Raw genomic sequence first — 16607 nt, 5'->3', positions numbered from 1 at the left:
TTCCTCCCCACCCGACCCACCATCATGAATCGAAATTCTCTGTCAGGCAGCTTCCTACTTCTGTTCGTTTCATTGGCCATTCCTGTGGCGGCGGATGATGTTCCCACGAAGATTCCTTTGTGGGCCGATGGTGCGCCAGGTTCAATCAATCGAATGAACGAACCAGAGGTGGTCGAGGGGAGCAACGTCACGAACGTTCATCATCCCTCGATCACCCCTTACTTGCCTGCGGCCGATCAATCGACCGGAACCGCTGTCGTCATCGCACCCGGCGGAGGTCACAGCAAGTTGTGCCTTGGGCACGAAGGCGATTCGTTGGCACAATGGTTTGCCGAACACGGCATTGCGGCCTTCGTACTACGATATCGACTCTGCCGCGAACCCGATTCGCCGTACACGCTACAAGAACACGCGATGGACGATACGCGCCGCGCGATCCGGATGGTGCGAGCGAACGCGGAAACATGGAACATCAATCCCGACCGAATCGGCATCGTCGGGTTTTCCGCCGGTGGTGAGTTGGCCGCCTACGCGGGCATGTCACCGATCGAGGGCGATCCTCGCAGCGACGATCCGATCGAGCGAGTCAGCAGCCGCCCTGATTTTCAAGGACTCATTTATCCAGGTAAATCAAGCACCTTTGAAATCAAGCCCGGCATGCCCCCCGCGTTCATCGCGTTCGGTTTTCACGACCGCGACGACATCTCGATCGGAATGGCCCACGTGTATCTGCAATACAAGCAAGCGGGCATTCCCTGCGAGATGCACGTCTACAGCAACGCCGGCCACGGATTCGGCTTTCGTCCCGGAACCATGACCGCCGCCGGCGATTGGCCGCAGCGAATGTGCGACTGGTTGATTGATACGAAATTGTTGAGCGGCGTCGAAGCGGCAGCTAAGCCATGATCGCAATGTCGTTCAGCCCGAGCGACAGGCCAACAGGCGACCCGTGGTTGTATTGTCCAGAACGCCAGACATCCGTTCAAAAATCTTTTTTCATTGAGTCGGAACACGAGCCAGACTAGCCATGGGCAGTTTGCCCGCCAGGCTGTTCGATTTCCGACCCAAGGGCATCAGCCAACCGACGATGCGATTCATATTGGCAATCGCATCGAATCAATCTTGCAGACGTTCATTCGGTGCAAACGCGATGCAACGAACTACTTGGACTTCTTCAACTCGGGGTTACCAACCGCGATCACGCCCAAGGCAACTCGTCCACCGGCATCGCCGGATGGTTGGCTGGACAAATCATCTTTGCCCGCGTGAACGACGAACGCTCGACCGAGAATGACGTGAAGTTTCGCGTCGGTGGCCACGATGTCGACTTTGGCCACACCGTCTTCACCTGCGGTGATATTTCCCAAATCGCCCGCGTGCGACTTCGCACCCGGCGCGCCGTGATCGTGGCCTTCGGGGTTGAAGTGACCGCCCGCTGAGGTGCCATCGCTACTTCGCAGATCACCAAATTCGTGAATATGGAAACCATGCTCACCGGGTGTCAGGTTGTTGACACGCCCCATGATGTGAAGGCCGTCCTCTTTCTGCATCAGCCGCAGCATCCCTCGAACCTTGCTGTCTTTCGTGGGCATCAATAAGGCGACTCCGAACGTCGGCACATCGGCCGCAACGTGTTCGTGTTGGTGCTCCTCCGCCGACACGCGATTTACCGTGAGCGAACTCAAAGGGAATGCGATCAAACAAAGAGCAATCACGCGGGAGAGGGAAAACATACGCATCTGGAAGTCTCCAAAAGTGGGTGGGAAGGGAAAGCCGTCACAAGACGTTTTTCAGCCGGAGCCAGTAGGGCCTGCAAAAACGAAACCATTCTGAAGAAAAATCTCTTCAGGACGCTCACTCACGCCATCAAGCCCATCCCTGAAAGGGCGGTTGAGTCATTGGACTTGCGTTAATCCCCTGTTTAGCAGGGTGCTTTTGGTAACCGGAAGCGTGAACGAGGGATTTTCCGGCGCCCCCTCGCTACTCGGCTTGCTATTTAGTCTGATTCGTAACCCGCTGCGTTAGCGAGGGGGATAATTAATATTGACTCATCCCTCGCTTACGCGGCGGGTTACGATTAAATCAACACGCCGTTATGCGTCGGTTTACAATCGAGCCGGCTTCCGCGCAAACCGGCTCAACATCGCTGGCAACAAAATCACATCGGCGAACAAGGCCGTTCCCAACGTAAGGCTACCCATGATGCCGAACAGTCGTGCATCACGGGCGTCACCTACCACGGCGGACATCATTCCCGCGATCAGCACGATCGTGGTCATCAAGAGCGCCGAGCCGACTCCGGTGAATGCGCGGCGGATGACGTCGGCGTGGTCGCCACCGTGTTGCAGCTCTTCTTGATATCGTGTCAGGAAGTGGATTGTGTCATCCACCGCGATCCCGACACAAATCGTGAACACGCACACGGTGACCATCTCGAGATTCTGCCCGCTGATGACGAGCATCGTCCCCGTTGCCGCCAACGGAAAGAGGTTCGGGATGATCGAGATGAGTCCGATTCGGACCGACCGATAAACCACGGTCAAGACGATCCAAATCACCACGCTCGCCGTCCCCAAACTCATCGCCAAGTCATTGACGATCCGGTAGATGTTTCGCCATCGCCACGGCGCGTCGCCGGTCAAGGCAAGTTCGAAGCGAGGATGATTCTCTTGCAAAACCGCTATACCGGTCTCGACACGTTCGAACGTCGGGCCGTAGGCGGCGATTCCGAGGTCTTGAACACGAAATTGCGTCGACGCGAAGTTTCGCTCTGGACTGTAGAACGCCCGTTTCAGTTCGGCCGGCAAGAGCTCCAACAGCGTCATTCGTTCTTCGGAGCTGCCCTCCCCGGGCAGCGATTCAAGCAATTCATGCAGCCCCAACGGATAGCCGATCAACGGCTCGCTTCCAAGCAACTTGCTCACCGCACCGAGCACGGATAGCAACTCGGTGTTGCTTGTTGTGTCGTCCCATTGAACGTCGACGAAGCCAAATTCTAAACCGCCGAGTTTTTGGTCGAGATGCCGCAGGGCTTGCGCCGCTTCGGCCGCTTCACTCATCCCGCTGTAACGCTTTTCGTCGGGCTGAAGTTTCAAACAAGTGATCGCTAGCAACGCGGTGGAGGCGATCGCGATCCAGGCGATCGCTCGATCATGACGCAGTACCCATCCAACGATCGGGCCTATCCGGCGAAGTTGCCCGTCGATTAGGCTCTTCCCCAATCCGACATGCAAGCTGCGGCCCAGCGGCGAGCGACACCCCAGCGGGATCACCGTCAGCACGCTCAGCAAGGTCATCAGCACGCCCAGCACACAACACCATCCGAAATTGCGAACGATTTCATGGTGGGCCCACGACAGGGATACAAAACCGATCGCGGTCGTCAAACTGGTCAGCACACACGCCAGTCCAACACGCGCGATCCCGATGCGAGCGGCGTTCTTGGTATCGAGCCCCAATGCTCGCTGATTCCGGATCTCCACCATCAAGTGAACCGAATCCGTCAGCCCCACCAAGCTGATCAAAACCGGAACAATGATGTCATTGAATGGGTTGTCTTGCAGATCAAAGAAACGCAACATTCCCATCGTCCAAAACACGCCCACCGCCGGGGCGATGGCGACGATGATGACCGCCGAGAGTCCACGAAATAAGACCAAGGCGGAGATCAACATGATCGAATAACCGATCGCCTGATACTTGGCTGCGTTGTGCATGTGACTATCGGACGTCATCAAATGTAGCGGCACCGGACCGGTCACTTGGAAACGCAAGTTCGCGTCCGAAGTGCGTCCGGCAATTTGCTCAGCCCGTTCGCGAATTTCCGTCGTGGCCGCCGCGTCGCTCGTCACATAAAACCAATCCAGTCGCAGATGCATCAAAATGGTCGAGCCATCGGGAGAAATCAATTGTCCGACGGCGAGCGGATTGTCGAGAACTGTCTGTCGAGCGTTGTCGAATTGGCGAGGCGACGCATTCGAACTCGGAAGCAACGTACCCGCGAAACCAAACAAGTTGAGTCCAGGAACATTGTCCAGCCACAACACACTATCGACTTGCGGCATCGACTCGAGTTCTGCGGCAACATCACGAATCGCTGACAAGGCGGCGGCACGAAAGAAATCGTCGGGACCGTCGGCCGGTTGGTCGCCATCGGCTGCCGATGGCATCACGTCCACGACCAAAACGCAATCACCCCCGGCAATCTGAAAGGGCTCGACGTTCGCCGCATTGGCGGCGCTGCGTGCGGTGTCGTTACGTCGAGAACGGCGGGGTTCGGGATCGTCGGACGTCGCAGCGGAAACAAAAAGGTCTCGCACGATCGACGGGTTGCGATAACCGATCAACGCGAGCACCGTGACCAAAACCAACAGCGTGAATTGCGCCCACGGATGATCGGCCCACCAGAAAAACAATCGGCCGGTCAGGCTGCCTGGAACCTTCATCATAAACGGGCTATCGCCGACCGCCGGATCTCGTCGCGATCAAGAATGGAATCGCCGTTTCGATCGATCTTCTTGAAACCAAACCGTTGGAATACCACGGGCGTTTCGTCGCGTTGGACGATTCCGTCTCCGTCGGCATCCATTTCAGAGAGAAACTTATCCACTGCGGCCTCGATCTGCTTTTCTCTCTGCGTAACTTCTTCGGCGGAGGGCGGTGTCTTCTTTTTAACGGACCTTCGCGGTCCGCCTCTCGGGATGGCGATGTCGAAGAACGCGATCGCCATTTCCTCCCACGTTTGATCGCCCCACGTGACGTATTCTTGAGGATTCGGGTTGGTCGGGTTTCGGCCCGAATTGTCGAACATCACCGACATGTCGAGCGATTCGATCTTGTTCAGTTCGATCGGCTCGGCAAATGCGTACCAATGTTGCCAATTGAAATCGTAGTGCGGGACTCGTAGTAATGCACGCGGTTCACCGGCCTTGGGCACCGCCGTCATTTCGAACGACCGTCCCCGCAAGTGCATGTGCGGCGTCGCGCCCATCAATCGACTGTTGGGAGGAAACGAGTCCGCTTGCATCCGCACGACATGATCTTTGGCATTCGGCGGAATCTCAAACTCGTGGTTCACGGCCAAGTTGGTGTACACCTCGTGGGTGACTTCCTCTGGATCGGCGAACCATACACCCACGCTGGTTGTGTCAGGTGTTTGTTTCCCATTGGGGGTGTAGTGCATTTGAAAAACGAGTTTCGATCCGGCAGGAATACGCCGTGCGTGTCCGGTTGGCATGGGCAGTGTTCGTTGACCGGGCACATAGGCTCCCAGCCATCCGATACCGTTGGAATCACTTCCGTCGGGCGGGCGAACGAACACGATGCCATGGTGAACCACCGCCGCATCGCCCGGAACCACTTGTGCCGCCGAGATCCATTTGTCTTCGTCCCAACCGGGGTCCACCACGTAATACTGGTACTCGATCACGCCTTCGCTGGGCACGACAAAAGGCCGACCACGCATCACCAGTTCGACGTCCGGACTCGTTGGCAAATGCCAACCGTCGTTCCACTCCGGCGTAGGCGGTAAATCCGCCGGGTCGCCTTCGGGCATACCGGCATCGATCCAGCGTGCGATCAAGTCACGAGCCTCGCTCGGCATTCGTCGCTCACCGACAAAATGACCGACGTTTGGATCCGCGTGCCACGGTGGCATCCGCTTTTGATCGATCACTTCCAACATCATCTCACCCCAACCTACGATTTCGTTGTAATCGCTTAGTTCAAACGGCCCGATCTCTCCCGGACGATGACACTCGACGCAGTGTTCATTCAAGATCGGAGCGATGTCGCGATTGAATGTTACCAAGCTTTGCCCCGGAGATTCCTCCATGGTCGGCTTACGGTCCGGAACGCGCGTGATCAAACAGCCGACCGCTTCGGTGAGCGGTTGCGAAACGTTTTTCCCCGAAACTAACGCCTCGATCGCGTCACGCAAATCATGCTGCGAGGGTTCCGCTTTCGCGATACCGGGTTGGTACTGATCATCGATCCGGCCTTGATAACGAATCGCTCCCACCGGGTCGACGACGAAGACCTCGGTAATCCGCGTTGCGTCGAAGGCTTTAACGATGGATTGGTCGGCGTCCTTGGCGATCGGGAACTTCACCTTGTAGTCTTTTGCGTATCGAGCGATGTCGCTCGGTGAATCCTGGGTGTTGCTATTGACACCGATAAACGAAACTCCCGCCGATTCGTATTCGTCGGCCAAACGCTGCAATCGCGCCCCATAAAGCTTCGCCAACGGACACTCGGTGCCAAGAAAACAAACAACGGTCCAATTTCCCATCCCGGGCTCGATGACCTCGCCGCTCGGATCCCGAAGCGTCAAATCGTTCCACACAATTAGCTTGGTATCGAGCGGTTCGGTATCGCGCAGTTTGGAATCCAGGCCGGTGGTATCGGCTGCGACTGCAAAATTCGCCAGCAACGACGCAAAAACGCCGATTGAGAACAATTTAGAAAGTACGTATCGCAGCATTCGTGCATCTCCCAAGCATTTCGAGATGGCCGCAGCCACCGCAGGACTTCCCGCGACATCGTACCGGATAATGGGAATTTCCCCTATCCTCAATCTAGCTGGACAGCGCCACTTTGAATTAGCCGAACGGCGTTAGCCGCGGTTTTTACGGTCGGAACTGTGGCTAACGCTCTGTTGTTTTTGTGGTATCGCAACCATTTATCGTTTAACGGCAAGCCGCAGGCGTCGATTCGTGGCTTCTCGGACGCCTTTGGCTTGCCGTTAAACGATTAAATCAACGGCCCGCTAACGCCAAAACGGCTGATGCGTACAAATATCTCTCGAATCACGATAAAACCCATCCAAAGTGGCGCTGTCCAGCTAGGATTTGAACTGCGAAACCAACGCCACCGATTTGCCGCCTTGTCGGTGAGATTCAAAGACGCCGCAAATCATTTCCACCGTCAAAGCGGCTTCTGTGGCATTGCATAGGGGTTCGCGGTTTTCCCTGATCGCGTCGATCAAGTCGGCCGCCGCTACATCGTGGTGCATCACGCGATGAATCAAGTCCGGGTCTGGTTCAGGAACATCGACGCCGCCGCTCGTGATCGGTAACCATTTCTGAGGCGGATCGGCGGCGGCGAATGGATTGCCGGGTTGAAGAAACGCCAGAGGGTTTCGGTCGGCGTAGATGGCGATGGTGCCCTCGCTTCCGATCAATCGCAAACCGAATCCTTCGTTTTGAGTCCCGTCGTTGGCGACCGAATCGAAGTAACCGATGACGCCGTCGTCGAGCACAAACCGAGCGTGCAGTTGATTTCCCGCGAGCGGCCCGAGGCCTTCGGCGCCTTCGCGGAAGTCAGAAGCAACCACCGGACGACCGTCCTGCATCATCACCGCCGAGCAGGACTTGGGTGGCCCACCCAAGAACGTCATCATGTTCAAAACGTGTGACCCCAACACCCAAAGGTCTTCGCCACCACCGCGACGATCACCTTTGCCACGACCGCGAATCTCCAATAAGCGACCGATCCGACCTTGACTCAACAGGTCGGCAATCACTTTGAGCGTGGGGTGATATCGGTTGCGGTGCGCGACGGCGACGCGAGATCGGTGTTCTCGACAAGCGGCCAAGACTTGTTCCGCTTCAGCGGGTGAACGGACGAACGGCTTTTCGACATAGACGCCTTGGGCACCAGCCTCGATCGCCGCCAAGATCATGTCACGGTGTTGATCCACATGTCGCGGGCAGACCGAAACGATATCCGGTCGTACTCGGCTGAGCATCTCGCGATAGTCGACGTGCCCCGCCGTTGATGGCAAGTTTAACTTGGTGAGTTCCCTCGAAAGACCTCGCGAATTGTCATCGGCGACGGCCACAATCGTGGTTTGTTTGAGTCGCTGCCAAACCGTATCAAGCCCGTGACCATAATCGCCGCGGCCCGTACTGCCGATGATGGCCACTTTCAACGGAGCTTCGTCGCTGGGTAGTTGAGGTTCCGCTTTCACGCCACCGGTGGCGAGTCCCGAGGCAATGATCCCCGAAGCGGTTACAATCAATTGACGACGATCCATGGCAAATTTTAGGTACACGGCAAGAAATGAAAACCAAGTCGCGGCTGTTATCTTAACAGACAAGCAGCTGGCCTATCGGGTCACACCTCTCGAAACGGCGATGCGAGAGTTCTTTCGCGTGCGTTTCGAGGCACTTGTGCTAGATTGACGTCATTCAAACGAAAGCCCGCACTTGGTGTGAAGTTCAGCTCACGTATGCCGTTGTGATTTCCCGAAGCGTTTGGCGGTGCATCGCAAGCGATGCTTAGCAAAGATCAGACGCGGGATTCGGGTTTAAACCGTCCGACAATCCCGAATCCCGCGTCTGACCCTGGCGAAGCCGTACCCCTGACCCTGGCGAAGCCGTACCACCGCCGACCAGCATGAAATGACTTGAAGCCAAATGGCTATACGCTGCATCAAATGCACGGATTGTTCTGCCCAGACTTTGCCTGTCGACGACAGCGCTCGCTGCAGAACTTGACGCTCGGCCAATCCTTGGCCCATTTTTTTCGCCAAGTGAAATCACGACCGCAAACCGGACAGGTTTTTCGCGGCAATACTTTTTTGCGATCACGGTTTTTCATGTGACATGTTACATGGTGATGCGAAAACGGATACGGAAAACCATTCGCGGACGCCCGATTGACGATTCAAATCGATTAGAATGACATCCATTCTCTTGCTTCGATTCCTCACCAAGTTTTGCGATGTTCATTCGATTCATTTGCCTTTGTTGCCTTTTCGTCTCGTTGTCGGCGCACGCGGAGCAGCCGCAGCGACCGAACATTCTCTTGATCATGGCCGATGACCTCGGCTTTTCCGATCTGGCTTGTTATGGCGGCGAAATCGCTACGCCGAATTTGAATTCGATCGCCGAGAACGGGTTGCGGTTCTCGCAGTTTTATAACACCGCCCGGTGTTGGCCGACTCGCGGGGCGTTGTTGACCGGACATTACGCGCAGTCGATCCGGCGTGATACCGTATTGGGCCTTCCGTCCGGTGGAGGAAATCGAGGAAAACGTCCCGCTTGGGCCGAGTTGTTGCCGCGCTATTTGAAGTCAGCCGGTTATCGTTCTTATCACACCGGCAAGTGGCACATCGACGGGATGCCATTGCAAAACGGATTCGATCGCTCGTATTACGTCGCTGATCAAGGGCGATTCTTCAACCCGACGCGGCACTACCTCGACGATGTGCCATTACCCGCAGTCGAGAAGAACACGGATTTTTACGCTACGATCGCCCTAGCCGATCACGTCACGTCGACGCTCGCCGGGCACGCAGCCGAACATCTCGACGCCCCGTTTTTTCACTACCTCGCGTTTGCCGCGCCGCACTTTCCCTTGCATGCGTTGCCCGAGGACATTGAACAATACCGCGAAACGTATCAGGCGGGCTGGGATGTGATCCGGGCTCAACGTTGGCGGCGACAACAGTCGCTCGGTTTGCTCGATCCGACCGCAGTCATGCGGACGTCAGCCACCGAACGAACGCTCGGACCGCCGTACGATTTCCCCGATGCGATCGAACAACTCGGTGGAGGTGAAATCAATCGCCCATTACCTTGGAATCAATTGACGGCCGAGCAACAGGAGTTTCAGGCAACCAAGATGGCCATCCACGCCGCAATGGTTCATAGGATGGACATCGAAATCGGCCGCGTGTTCGACCAAATCAAAAGCATGGGGCGGTGGGACAATACTCTTGTGATGTTCTTGTCCGATAACGGCGCGAGCGCGGAGATTATGGTCCGCGACGATGGGCACAATCCGAACGCCCCGATGGGTTCGGCGGAAACCTATCTCTGTCTCGGTCCGGGGTGGTCCACGGTCAGCAACACGCCCTTTCGACGTCACAAGACTTGGACGCACGAAGGCGGCATCTCCACACCGTTTCTCGTTTCGTGGCCGAGCGGCATTTCGTCCAAGGGTGAAATCCGCCGTCGCCCCAGTCACGTGATCGATGTCGTCCCGACGCTACTTGAGATAGCCGGTGCGGAAATTCCGGAATCGGCACCGGAACTTCCCGGGGTCAGTTTGGTCGATGAGTTCAATGGAGAGTCTTCGGCCGATCATCCGTCGATCTGGTGGTTTCATGACGGACACAAAGCGGTTCGCGTAGGCGACTACAAAGCGGTCGCGTCGCTGAATCAGCCTTGGGAACTATACAACCTCGCGATCGATCGCAACGAATCGAACGACTTGGCGATCGTACAACCGGACAAGCTGCAAGAACTCGTCGCCGCTTGGGACGCGCAGTATGCCAAATCCTTGGAACTCGCCACCAGTGACTTGGGCGATCAAGAGCGATCGAAAGCAAGCGGAAAAGATCCTCACAAGATCCAACCGGTGCCCGCCAACCGCGAAGCCGCCACGAACCGGCGCAACCAAATTCTGCTCGGGGGAGAAACATTGCAAATCGCCGGTCGCCACGCTTTTTTGATGAAACCGAACAAGCCTCTTGTTTCGGATCAATCCAAGCCTTGGATTTTCTATGCTCCGACGTTGCCAAGCTATCCGGATGCAGCGGAAAGTTGGATGCATCAGCAGTTCTTGGACGCGGGAGTCGCGGTGGCGGGTATCGACGTCGGGGAAGCGTACGGGAGCCCACACGCGTTTCCATTTTTTGATGCGCTGTATGACAAGATGGTTGCCGACGGTTACTCGGACCGACCGGCGCTTTTGGGACGTAGTCGCGGGGGTTTGTGGGTGAGCAGTTGGGCGATCGAACATCCCGACCGAGTCGCGGGGATCGGCGGCATCTACCCGGTTTATGACTTCACGACTTACCCCGGAGCATCCAAAGCGGCGGCAGCTTACGGGGTGAGTGAACAGGACTTGCTTCAAAGCCAAGACCAGCTCAATCCGATCAAGCGGGTCGCCACGCTCGCCGAAGCGAACATCCCGGTCTTCGTCATCCACGGGGACGACGACAAGGTGGTGCCGATCGAACCGAATGTGAAAACCATGCAAGCAACGTATCAGTCACTTGGAAAGGGAGATCGCATCGAGTTGCTGGAGATCCAAGGCCAGGGTCATAGTTTCTGGCCAGGGTTCTTTCATTGCCAGCCGCTGGTCGATTTCTTGATTCGTCAGGCTAAAAACGAATAAGAATTACCACCCCAAGATGTGGGCAAAAATCAACGGGGCGCAGATCGATGCGTCGCTTTGGATCATGAACTTGGGCGATTCGGGATCGAGCTTGTACCAGGTGATCTTTTCGTTCGGGACGGCTCCGCTGTAGCCACCATAGCTGGTAACGGCGTCACTGATCTGGCAGAAATAGCCCCACAACCGAGTGTCTTTTTCGAGGTCTTGTTTCAAGATCGGCACGACGCAGATCGGGAAGTCGCCCGCGATGCCGCCGCCGATTTGGAACATTCCGATCGGTGCGTCTTGGCTGGTCGATTCGTACCAACGGATCAACGTTTCCATCTGTTCGGTACCCGAAACGATGGCGGAATGATTGGGGACGGTTCCATCATAAACGCGGGCGGCGTAGATATTTCCCAAGGTGGAGTCTTCGATGCCGGGGGTAAAAATCGGGATGCCCGCGTCTTTGGCGGCCGCAACCCAACTGTTTTCGCGTGGCACTTGAAAGTGTTCGGCAAAACTGGGGTCGTCAAGGAGCGCGAACATGAACTGGGCAGGCATCCAGCCTTCCTTTTTGGTCGCCTGTTGAACCCAAAGTTTGGTCAAACGATGCTCCAAATGCCGCATCACCGTTTCGGGAATACAGGTGTCGGTCACGCGGTTGAAGCCTTCGTCACGAAGCTTGACTTCGTCGTCGACCGACAGGGCACGCCAATCCTGGATCGTTCGGTATTCGTCATGAGCGACCAAGTTGAACAGATCTTCCTCCAGATTTGCGGCGGTGCAAGTGATCGCGTGGACTTTGTTTTGACGGATCATTTCGGCTAAGGAAAGGCCCAATTCGCCGGTACTCATGGCACCCGCAAGGGTGATCATCATCTTCCCGCCGTCGGTGACAAATTGCCCATAGGCTCGGGCCGCGTCGCGAAGTTCGCGGGCGTTGAAGTGGCGAAAATGGGTTTCGAGAAAGTCGGTCACATTCATGGGGGGACTCGGCCGGTCGGCTCTAAAGATCGAGGGGAGTGAAAAAAACGGGTCGAAAGCAGTCCTCCAACGGGATCGGGGAACGCCCACTTAATTATTGTGGGCACCATCGGAACTGGCGTCGATCCCGTTGCCAACCCGGCGGAATTTCGAGCAAACTTTTGCGGAAGCGAAACTTTTCGGATCATCGGGCGTTGAAGAAGGGCCGGTCAAAACCGGACATAGGCGTTGGCCTGCGTTATCGCCGTCACCTGCTCGCCGTCACCTGTTCGCCGCACCTGCTAGAGGCCACCTCATTGAACCATAGCGATCAGCAACGTCAGCTCGTCCGCACGATCGTGTGTGGATGTTTGCTCACTGCGATCTTTCTATACCTTTCGTCCCCCCGAATGGTCCTGCATTCGTTCGCGGATTGGTTTCCATCGGAATCTAGCGAAATCAACACCGTTCAGGTATCCATGCGTCATTCGGTAACCGGACAATCGGGTGTCGGTCCGACAACCACAGCGCCGCCGCATGCGGATCTCGAACCAACGGCGATCGAGCCCCGCAAAGAATTGATTTCATGGTCGGTCGCCGGGTTCCCGTTTGACGCGATCCACTTTCAAGAAACACTAACGACTCGCACCCACTTTGTTAGTGGTTTGGCATTGTGTCTGGATGCATTGGCGTTCTTGCTGGTAGTTGGCGGAGGTTCCGTATTGGCTTATTACTACCACGTCCCGATCCGTCACCGCATGCCAATGTTCATCGTCTGGACGGCGTTGTTGGTCATCTTTGCCAGCGGCGTGGGATGGCTTTTTTGGGAATCCAGCTCGCGCATGATTGGATTGGCTCGTCTGGGCAAACTCACACAAGTCGAAACCGTTTCGCATGCGGCGTTTCGGTGGTTGCCCAAAACTCTACGTCAGCCTTGGAATCACCTTTACGGTTTTGACCAATACCCACTTCACGCTCCATCTGACCCTGAGGCTTTGCCGTACATCCGCACGTTTCCATCGGACACTTCAGAATTTGAGCTAGTTGATCTCATCGCCCGCCATCCCGCCATTCAAGCCATCGCATTGGAGGGAAAACTTGGCGAGTCGATGCGACAGACGTTGGGCTCGTTGAAATTTCTGCACACGCTGCACTGGGAAGGTGTTTCCGATTCCCAATCTGTCGCGAATCTCCTCGACAAGACACAGGGGTTGATCTCGCTGCGGATGTCGTTCGCCGCGAGTAAACAGCGTTCTGCGGAAGCCAACGCGAGCGAATCGCAGCCGGCCTTTAAAGCTCAACTTGATTTTCGGACACTTCCGCATTTGCAAGAACTTTGGATCAGCGGAGTCAATCAAAGTGAACTTGTGGCGAACGGATTAACGCATCCCGAGCTTGAACAGTTGTCCTTGGAGTTCGCCGGAGACAACCGGGTACCTGTCGTGGTGTCTGGGCTTCCCAAGTTGCGGTCCTTGCAACTTGCGGCAGCCCGTTCGGCCAGATCGAACGTCGCGATTGAAGTGCGTCACGTGCCCGAACTTCGAACTTTGATGGTGCCTGTTTTTCGGCCTATTAATTTGCAAGTCGAAAATGCGCCGAAGCTTAAATCGATCAGCACTACGTTCAGAACGCGGCGTGACCTCCAAATGAGCTCGGCGGATTATGCGCCTTGGTTTACGAGTTTGGACATCCAAAACGCGAGCAGTTTGATGGAGCTTTCACTAACAACGGTTTTCACTCGCCACTGGAATATCCAGGGTTGTCCCAACCTGCACCGACTGGAGTTGTCACAACCTTCGCAGCGTCGTTCATCACTCTTGAATGCGGATCGTCTCGAGCGGGTTTTGTATGGCGGGGATACGGCAACGGCAAACAACGAAAATTTGGCGCCGGTTTGGCGTTGGCTTCAAAACGCCCTGCCTCTCAATGAAATTTCGATCGAACAACTGGATCTGCGCCAGGTGGACTTCGCCACATGGAGCAAGATGAAATTTCTGGAGAAAATTTGTTTGGTTCGATGTGTTACGGAACCGTCGCAGATCAAACAGCTCGCCTCGATCACTTCACTTACGCAGATCCACGCTTCCGATATAAGGGTCGATGATGAAACCGTCGAAGAATTGTTGGCTGGTCCTCAACGCTGGGAAGATTTGAACTTGGATTGGACGGCAGTGCGGGAGATCCGAATCGTTGACCAGCCGCGACTGTGTTCGGCGTTTGGTACTCGGCCGCTCGACGCGACGTCCGTGCATTTGGTCAATCTGCCTCGACTTGATGCGAAGATCCAACTGCGTCGCAAAGTCGATGAACTCGTGATCGAGAACGTCCCCGGAATCGCGTCGCTAATATTATTCGAACGACTTCCCGCCAATGCGATAATATCAGGAATTCCTGGGTTGCGTGAGTTTTGTGTACGGCGTTCGGTTCTGAATGCGGAGCAATGCGAGGCATTATCGAGGGCAAGTAATCTTCAAACGTTGCGGTTGCCCCAATGTCAAGTTCCATCGAACCTTTTGTCCGATCTGTCAAAATGGAAACGCTTGATGGCGATCGACTGGACCGATCTGAGAATCGTCGATGTTTCGTCGCAACCACGGCCATTAGGCGATGAAGACTGTCAATCGCTCGGTTTGTTGGAGGGTTTGATCTTCGCGAATTTGGATCGCAGCCATGTGGGTGTCGATACAGTTCGGCAGCTAAGTTATTGCGACCAACTGCAAGCTTTGTCTTTGGTCGGCTGCCTTTCCACGGGCGATGAACTTGCGCCGTTGTTGCGGTTGAAATCACTCATGGAACTGCGAGTTGAGGCTTCATTGAATCCGCCGTCGGAATTGAACGAGGCGATCGAGGGCTGGGGCGAAGGCGATTTCCAAGAAATCTTCGCGAATGCCTGGGGCGGACGACAATTCACGTCCCGAGTATATCAAGGAACGCTTCGCGATCTGTTTTTAAGTGATCAAAGTCAAGACAACGTACCGCCGGCCGGTAGGATGAGTTGGTCGATTCAATATGAACCGTACCGAAATCCGAAAATTGGCATGCATCATAATGAGTCTGATTTCAAGCCGTCGCCCAACCGGGTTCGGAAGCTCGCCGCTCGTGGCTTAGGCCAACCGGTTGATGCTGCCGCGAACACCTCGCCACGGTGATTGTCAAACCAGCTAGGCCGAGCAGGTACATGTTGACCATCGAAATGATCGCGACGTCGTGAAACATTCCGTTGACAAGATAGCTGCTCAGCATCCCGAGCATGGTCATCCCGAGCGTCCGCTGCGGCGAACCAGTGGCGTGACGGCAACAAAGTTGCCACACGATGCACCCGAGTGAACCGAGCAAAAGAACTTGCATCGTCAAGCCGATCAATCCAAGATCCACGGCGGTCGAAAGAAATACGTTGTGTTGGATGTAGGGACGTACCGACTCGAGTGGCAAACCGTGGGTGCGGACCGTGTGATAGGGCTCGGCCGCGACCGTGTATTGCCCATATCCGTGACCGGCTAAAGGACGGTCTTTGAACATCTCCCACGCCACTACCGCGAGTAGAGGACGCAGTTCGACACTCTTAGCCGCGTCAGCAGCTGATAAATTCTTGTCTCGTTTGATTTCCAGAATCGAGTCTTTCAAGCCGCTGACTGCGAGGCCACCGACTAACACGATTCCCACGACGGCGATGATCCGCAGTTTCAACGGGGCGTAGAGCAATCCGATCGAACCGATCGTGACGGCGGCCCCCATCCAGACACTTCGCGTCAAAGTGCTATAACAACCCATTAAGGCAATCAACGCCAAAACGCCATAGAACAATTGACCGGCCCGCGCCGATGCAAAACAACGTGCCAAGCAAGCGGCCAAACCGATCGACATCACGATCCCGTTGCCGGCCGGGTTGAGCAACGGACCACGTCCCCGCCCATAGAACTCCCAGATCTTGGCGTCATTGATGAATTTCGGAAACACCAAGGCGCGGACGTTGATGACTTCCAAGATCGCAGTCAACGCCAAGTACGTACTCAAGATGATCACGGCGGTTGACAAGGTGTCGACAATCTTGCGAAGACTTTGATCGTCGCTTCCTTGCCGCAGTCGCATGCAAAAATAAAGTGTGCACGGCATCGCGAGCATGAAAAGCCATCGCGAGATCGGCGGATGCGGGGGCGTGGTCAGGCCAAAACGCACGCAACTCAGCAGCGCCCAGCCGACAAAACCGACCAGGATCACATCAAACCGATCGAGCGAATCGATCCGTTCGCCGCCACGAAGCATTCGCAATACCATCGCCGTCATCAATCCGAGCCACACGATTCGATCCAGACTCAATTGAATCGGACCGTCGAGGGCAAAAAACGGGGGCCCTAGAACCGTCCCCAGCAACAGGATACTGGCAACGGCCTGAACCGGGCGAACCTGCCAGAGAACCGGAAAGGCCCAGGGCAAAATCGCGAGCGTGAAAACGAGCGCAAGCCAAAACATGGTTAAACGTAGGTCAACGATGGCGACGGGGTGAAGCCGTCAAGGCGATTTCTCAGGAAAACCCA

General features: G+C 55.8%; 10 protein-coding genes. 3 read left to right on the top strand and 7 right to left on the bottom strand.

Features of this window, described 5'->3' with window-relative positions; genetic code table 11:
• Positions 1-24 precede the first annotated feature (24 nt).
• Positions 25-906, top strand: coding sequence for an alpha/beta hydrolase (locus Pla100_RS15975; protein ID WP_146578692.1), 882 nt, complete (start codon positions 25-27; stop codon positions 904-906).
• A 254-nt stretch (positions 907-1160) separates the two neighbouring features.
• Here the strand turns inward: Pla100_RS15975 and Pla100_RS15970 are convergent, their stop codons facing one another.
• From Pla100_RS15970 to Pla100_RS32440, 5 genes are all read right to left on the bottom strand, one after another.
• Positions 1161-1739, bottom strand: coding sequence for a superoxide dismutase family protein (locus Pla100_RS15970; protein WP_231603116.1), 579 nt, complete (start codon positions 1737-1739; stop codon positions 1161-1163).
• A gap of 366 nt (positions 1740-2105) precedes the next feature.
• Entirely contained in the window at positions 2106-4448 is a 2343-nt protein-coding gene (locus Pla100_RS15965) for an efflux RND transporter permease subunit (protein ID WP_146578691.1), read from the bottom strand.
• Complete coding sequence (locus Pla100_RS15960; protein WP_197167983.1) at positions 4445-6481, bottom strand: redoxin domain-containing protein; 2037 nt, start codon at positions 6479-6481, stop codon at positions 4445-4447. The genes Pla100_RS15965 and Pla100_RS15960 overlap by 4 nt, the downstream gene beginning before the upstream one ends.
• A gap of 360 nt (positions 6482-6841) precedes the next feature.
• Positions 6842-8035, bottom strand: coding sequence for a Gfo/Idh/MocA family protein (locus Pla100_RS15955; RefSeq protein ID WP_231603115.1), 1194 nt, complete (start codon positions 8033-8035; stop codon positions 6842-6844).
• Positions 8036-8433: 398 nt separating this feature from the next.
• Positions 8434-8601: a DUF2256 domain-containing protein gene (locus tag Pla100_RS32440; RefSeq protein ID WP_146578690.1), complete on the bottom strand. Its 168-nt coding sequence runs from the start codon at positions 8599-8601 to the stop codon at positions 8434-8436.
• 123 nt (positions 8602-8724) lie between these two features.
• Here Pla100_RS32440 and Pla100_RS15945 point away from each other — a divergent pair, with 123 nt between their 5' ends.
• Entirely contained in the window at positions 8725-11127 is a 2403-nt protein-coding gene (locus tag Pla100_RS15945) for a sulfatase-like hydrolase/transferase (RefSeq protein WP_146578689.1), read from the top strand.
• Between the two features lie 3 nt (positions 11128-11130).
• On the opposite strand, the gene Pla100_RS15940 is transcribed toward Pla100_RS15945, so the two are convergent.
• A complete protein-coding gene (locus Pla100_RS15940; RefSeq protein WP_146578688.1) occupies positions 11131-12093 on the bottom strand; it encodes a deoxyhypusine synthase family protein in 963 nt (320 codons plus the stop codon).
• A gap of 194 nt (positions 12094-12287) precedes the next feature.
• On the opposite strand from Pla100_RS15940, the gene Pla100_RS15935 reads away from it, so the two are divergent.
• Positions 12288-15221: a hypothetical protein gene (locus tag Pla100_RS15935; protein WP_146578687.1), complete on the top strand. Its 2934-nt coding sequence runs from the start codon at positions 12288-12290 to the stop codon at positions 15219-15221.
• Here Pla100_RS15935 and Pla100_RS15930 read toward each other — a convergent pair.
• Entirely contained in the window at positions 15133-16542 is a 1410-nt protein-coding gene (locus Pla100_RS15930; protein ID WP_146578686.1) for an O-antigen ligase family protein, read from the bottom strand. The two genes, Pla100_RS15935 and Pla100_RS15930, sit on opposite strands and share 89 nt — an antisense overlap.
• Positions 16543-16607: the final 65 nt, after the last annotated feature.

This window comes from Neorhodopirellula pilleata, assembly GCF_007859915.1.
GTDB classification, from domain to species: Bacteria; Planctomycetota; Planctomycetia; order Pirellulales; family Pirellulaceae; genus Rhodopirellula; species Rhodopirellula pilleata.
The sequence above is the reverse complement of the archived record's forward strand: the minus strand, read 5'-3'. Positions and strand labels throughout refer to the sequence as shown.

Excerpts from the sequence above, each read along its gene's own strand:
- Pla100_RS15975 (WP_146578692.1), top strand. The coding sequence starts at position 25 with ATGAATCGAAATTCTCTGTCAGGCAGCTTCCTACTTCTGTTCGTTTCA.
- Pla100_RS15970 (WP_231603116.1), bottom strand. The coding sequence starts at position 1,739 with ATGCGTATGTTTTCCCTCTCCCGCGTGATTGCTCTTTGTTTGATCGCA.
- Pla100_RS15965 (WP_146578691.1), bottom strand. The coding sequence starts at position 4,448 with ATGATGAAGGTTCCAGGCAGCCTGACCGGCCGATTGTTTTTCTGGTGG.
- Pla100_RS15960 (WP_197167983.1), bottom strand. The coding sequence starts at position 6,481 with ATGCTGCGATACGTACTTTCTAAATTGTTCTCAATCGGCGTTTTTGCG.
- Pla100_RS15955 (WP_231603115.1), bottom strand. The coding sequence starts at position 8,035 with ATGGATCGTCGTCAATTGATTGTAACCGCTTCGGGGATCATTGCCTCG.
- Pla100_RS32440 (WP_146578690.1), bottom strand. The coding sequence starts at position 8,601 with ATGAAAAACCGTGATCGCAAAAAAGTATTGCCGCGAAAAACCTGTCCG.
- Pla100_RS15945 (WP_146578689.1), top strand. The coding sequence starts at position 8,725 with ATGTTCATTCGATTCATTTGCCTTTGTTGCCTTTTCGTCTCGTTGTCG.
- Pla100_RS15940 (WP_146578688.1), bottom strand. The coding sequence starts at position 12,093 with ATGAATGTGACCGACTTTCTCGAAACCCATTTTCGCCACTTCAACGCC.
- Pla100_RS15930 (WP_146578686.1), bottom strand. The coding sequence starts at position 16,542 with ATGTTTTGGCTTGCGCTCGTTTTCACGCTCGCGATTTTGCCCTGGGCC.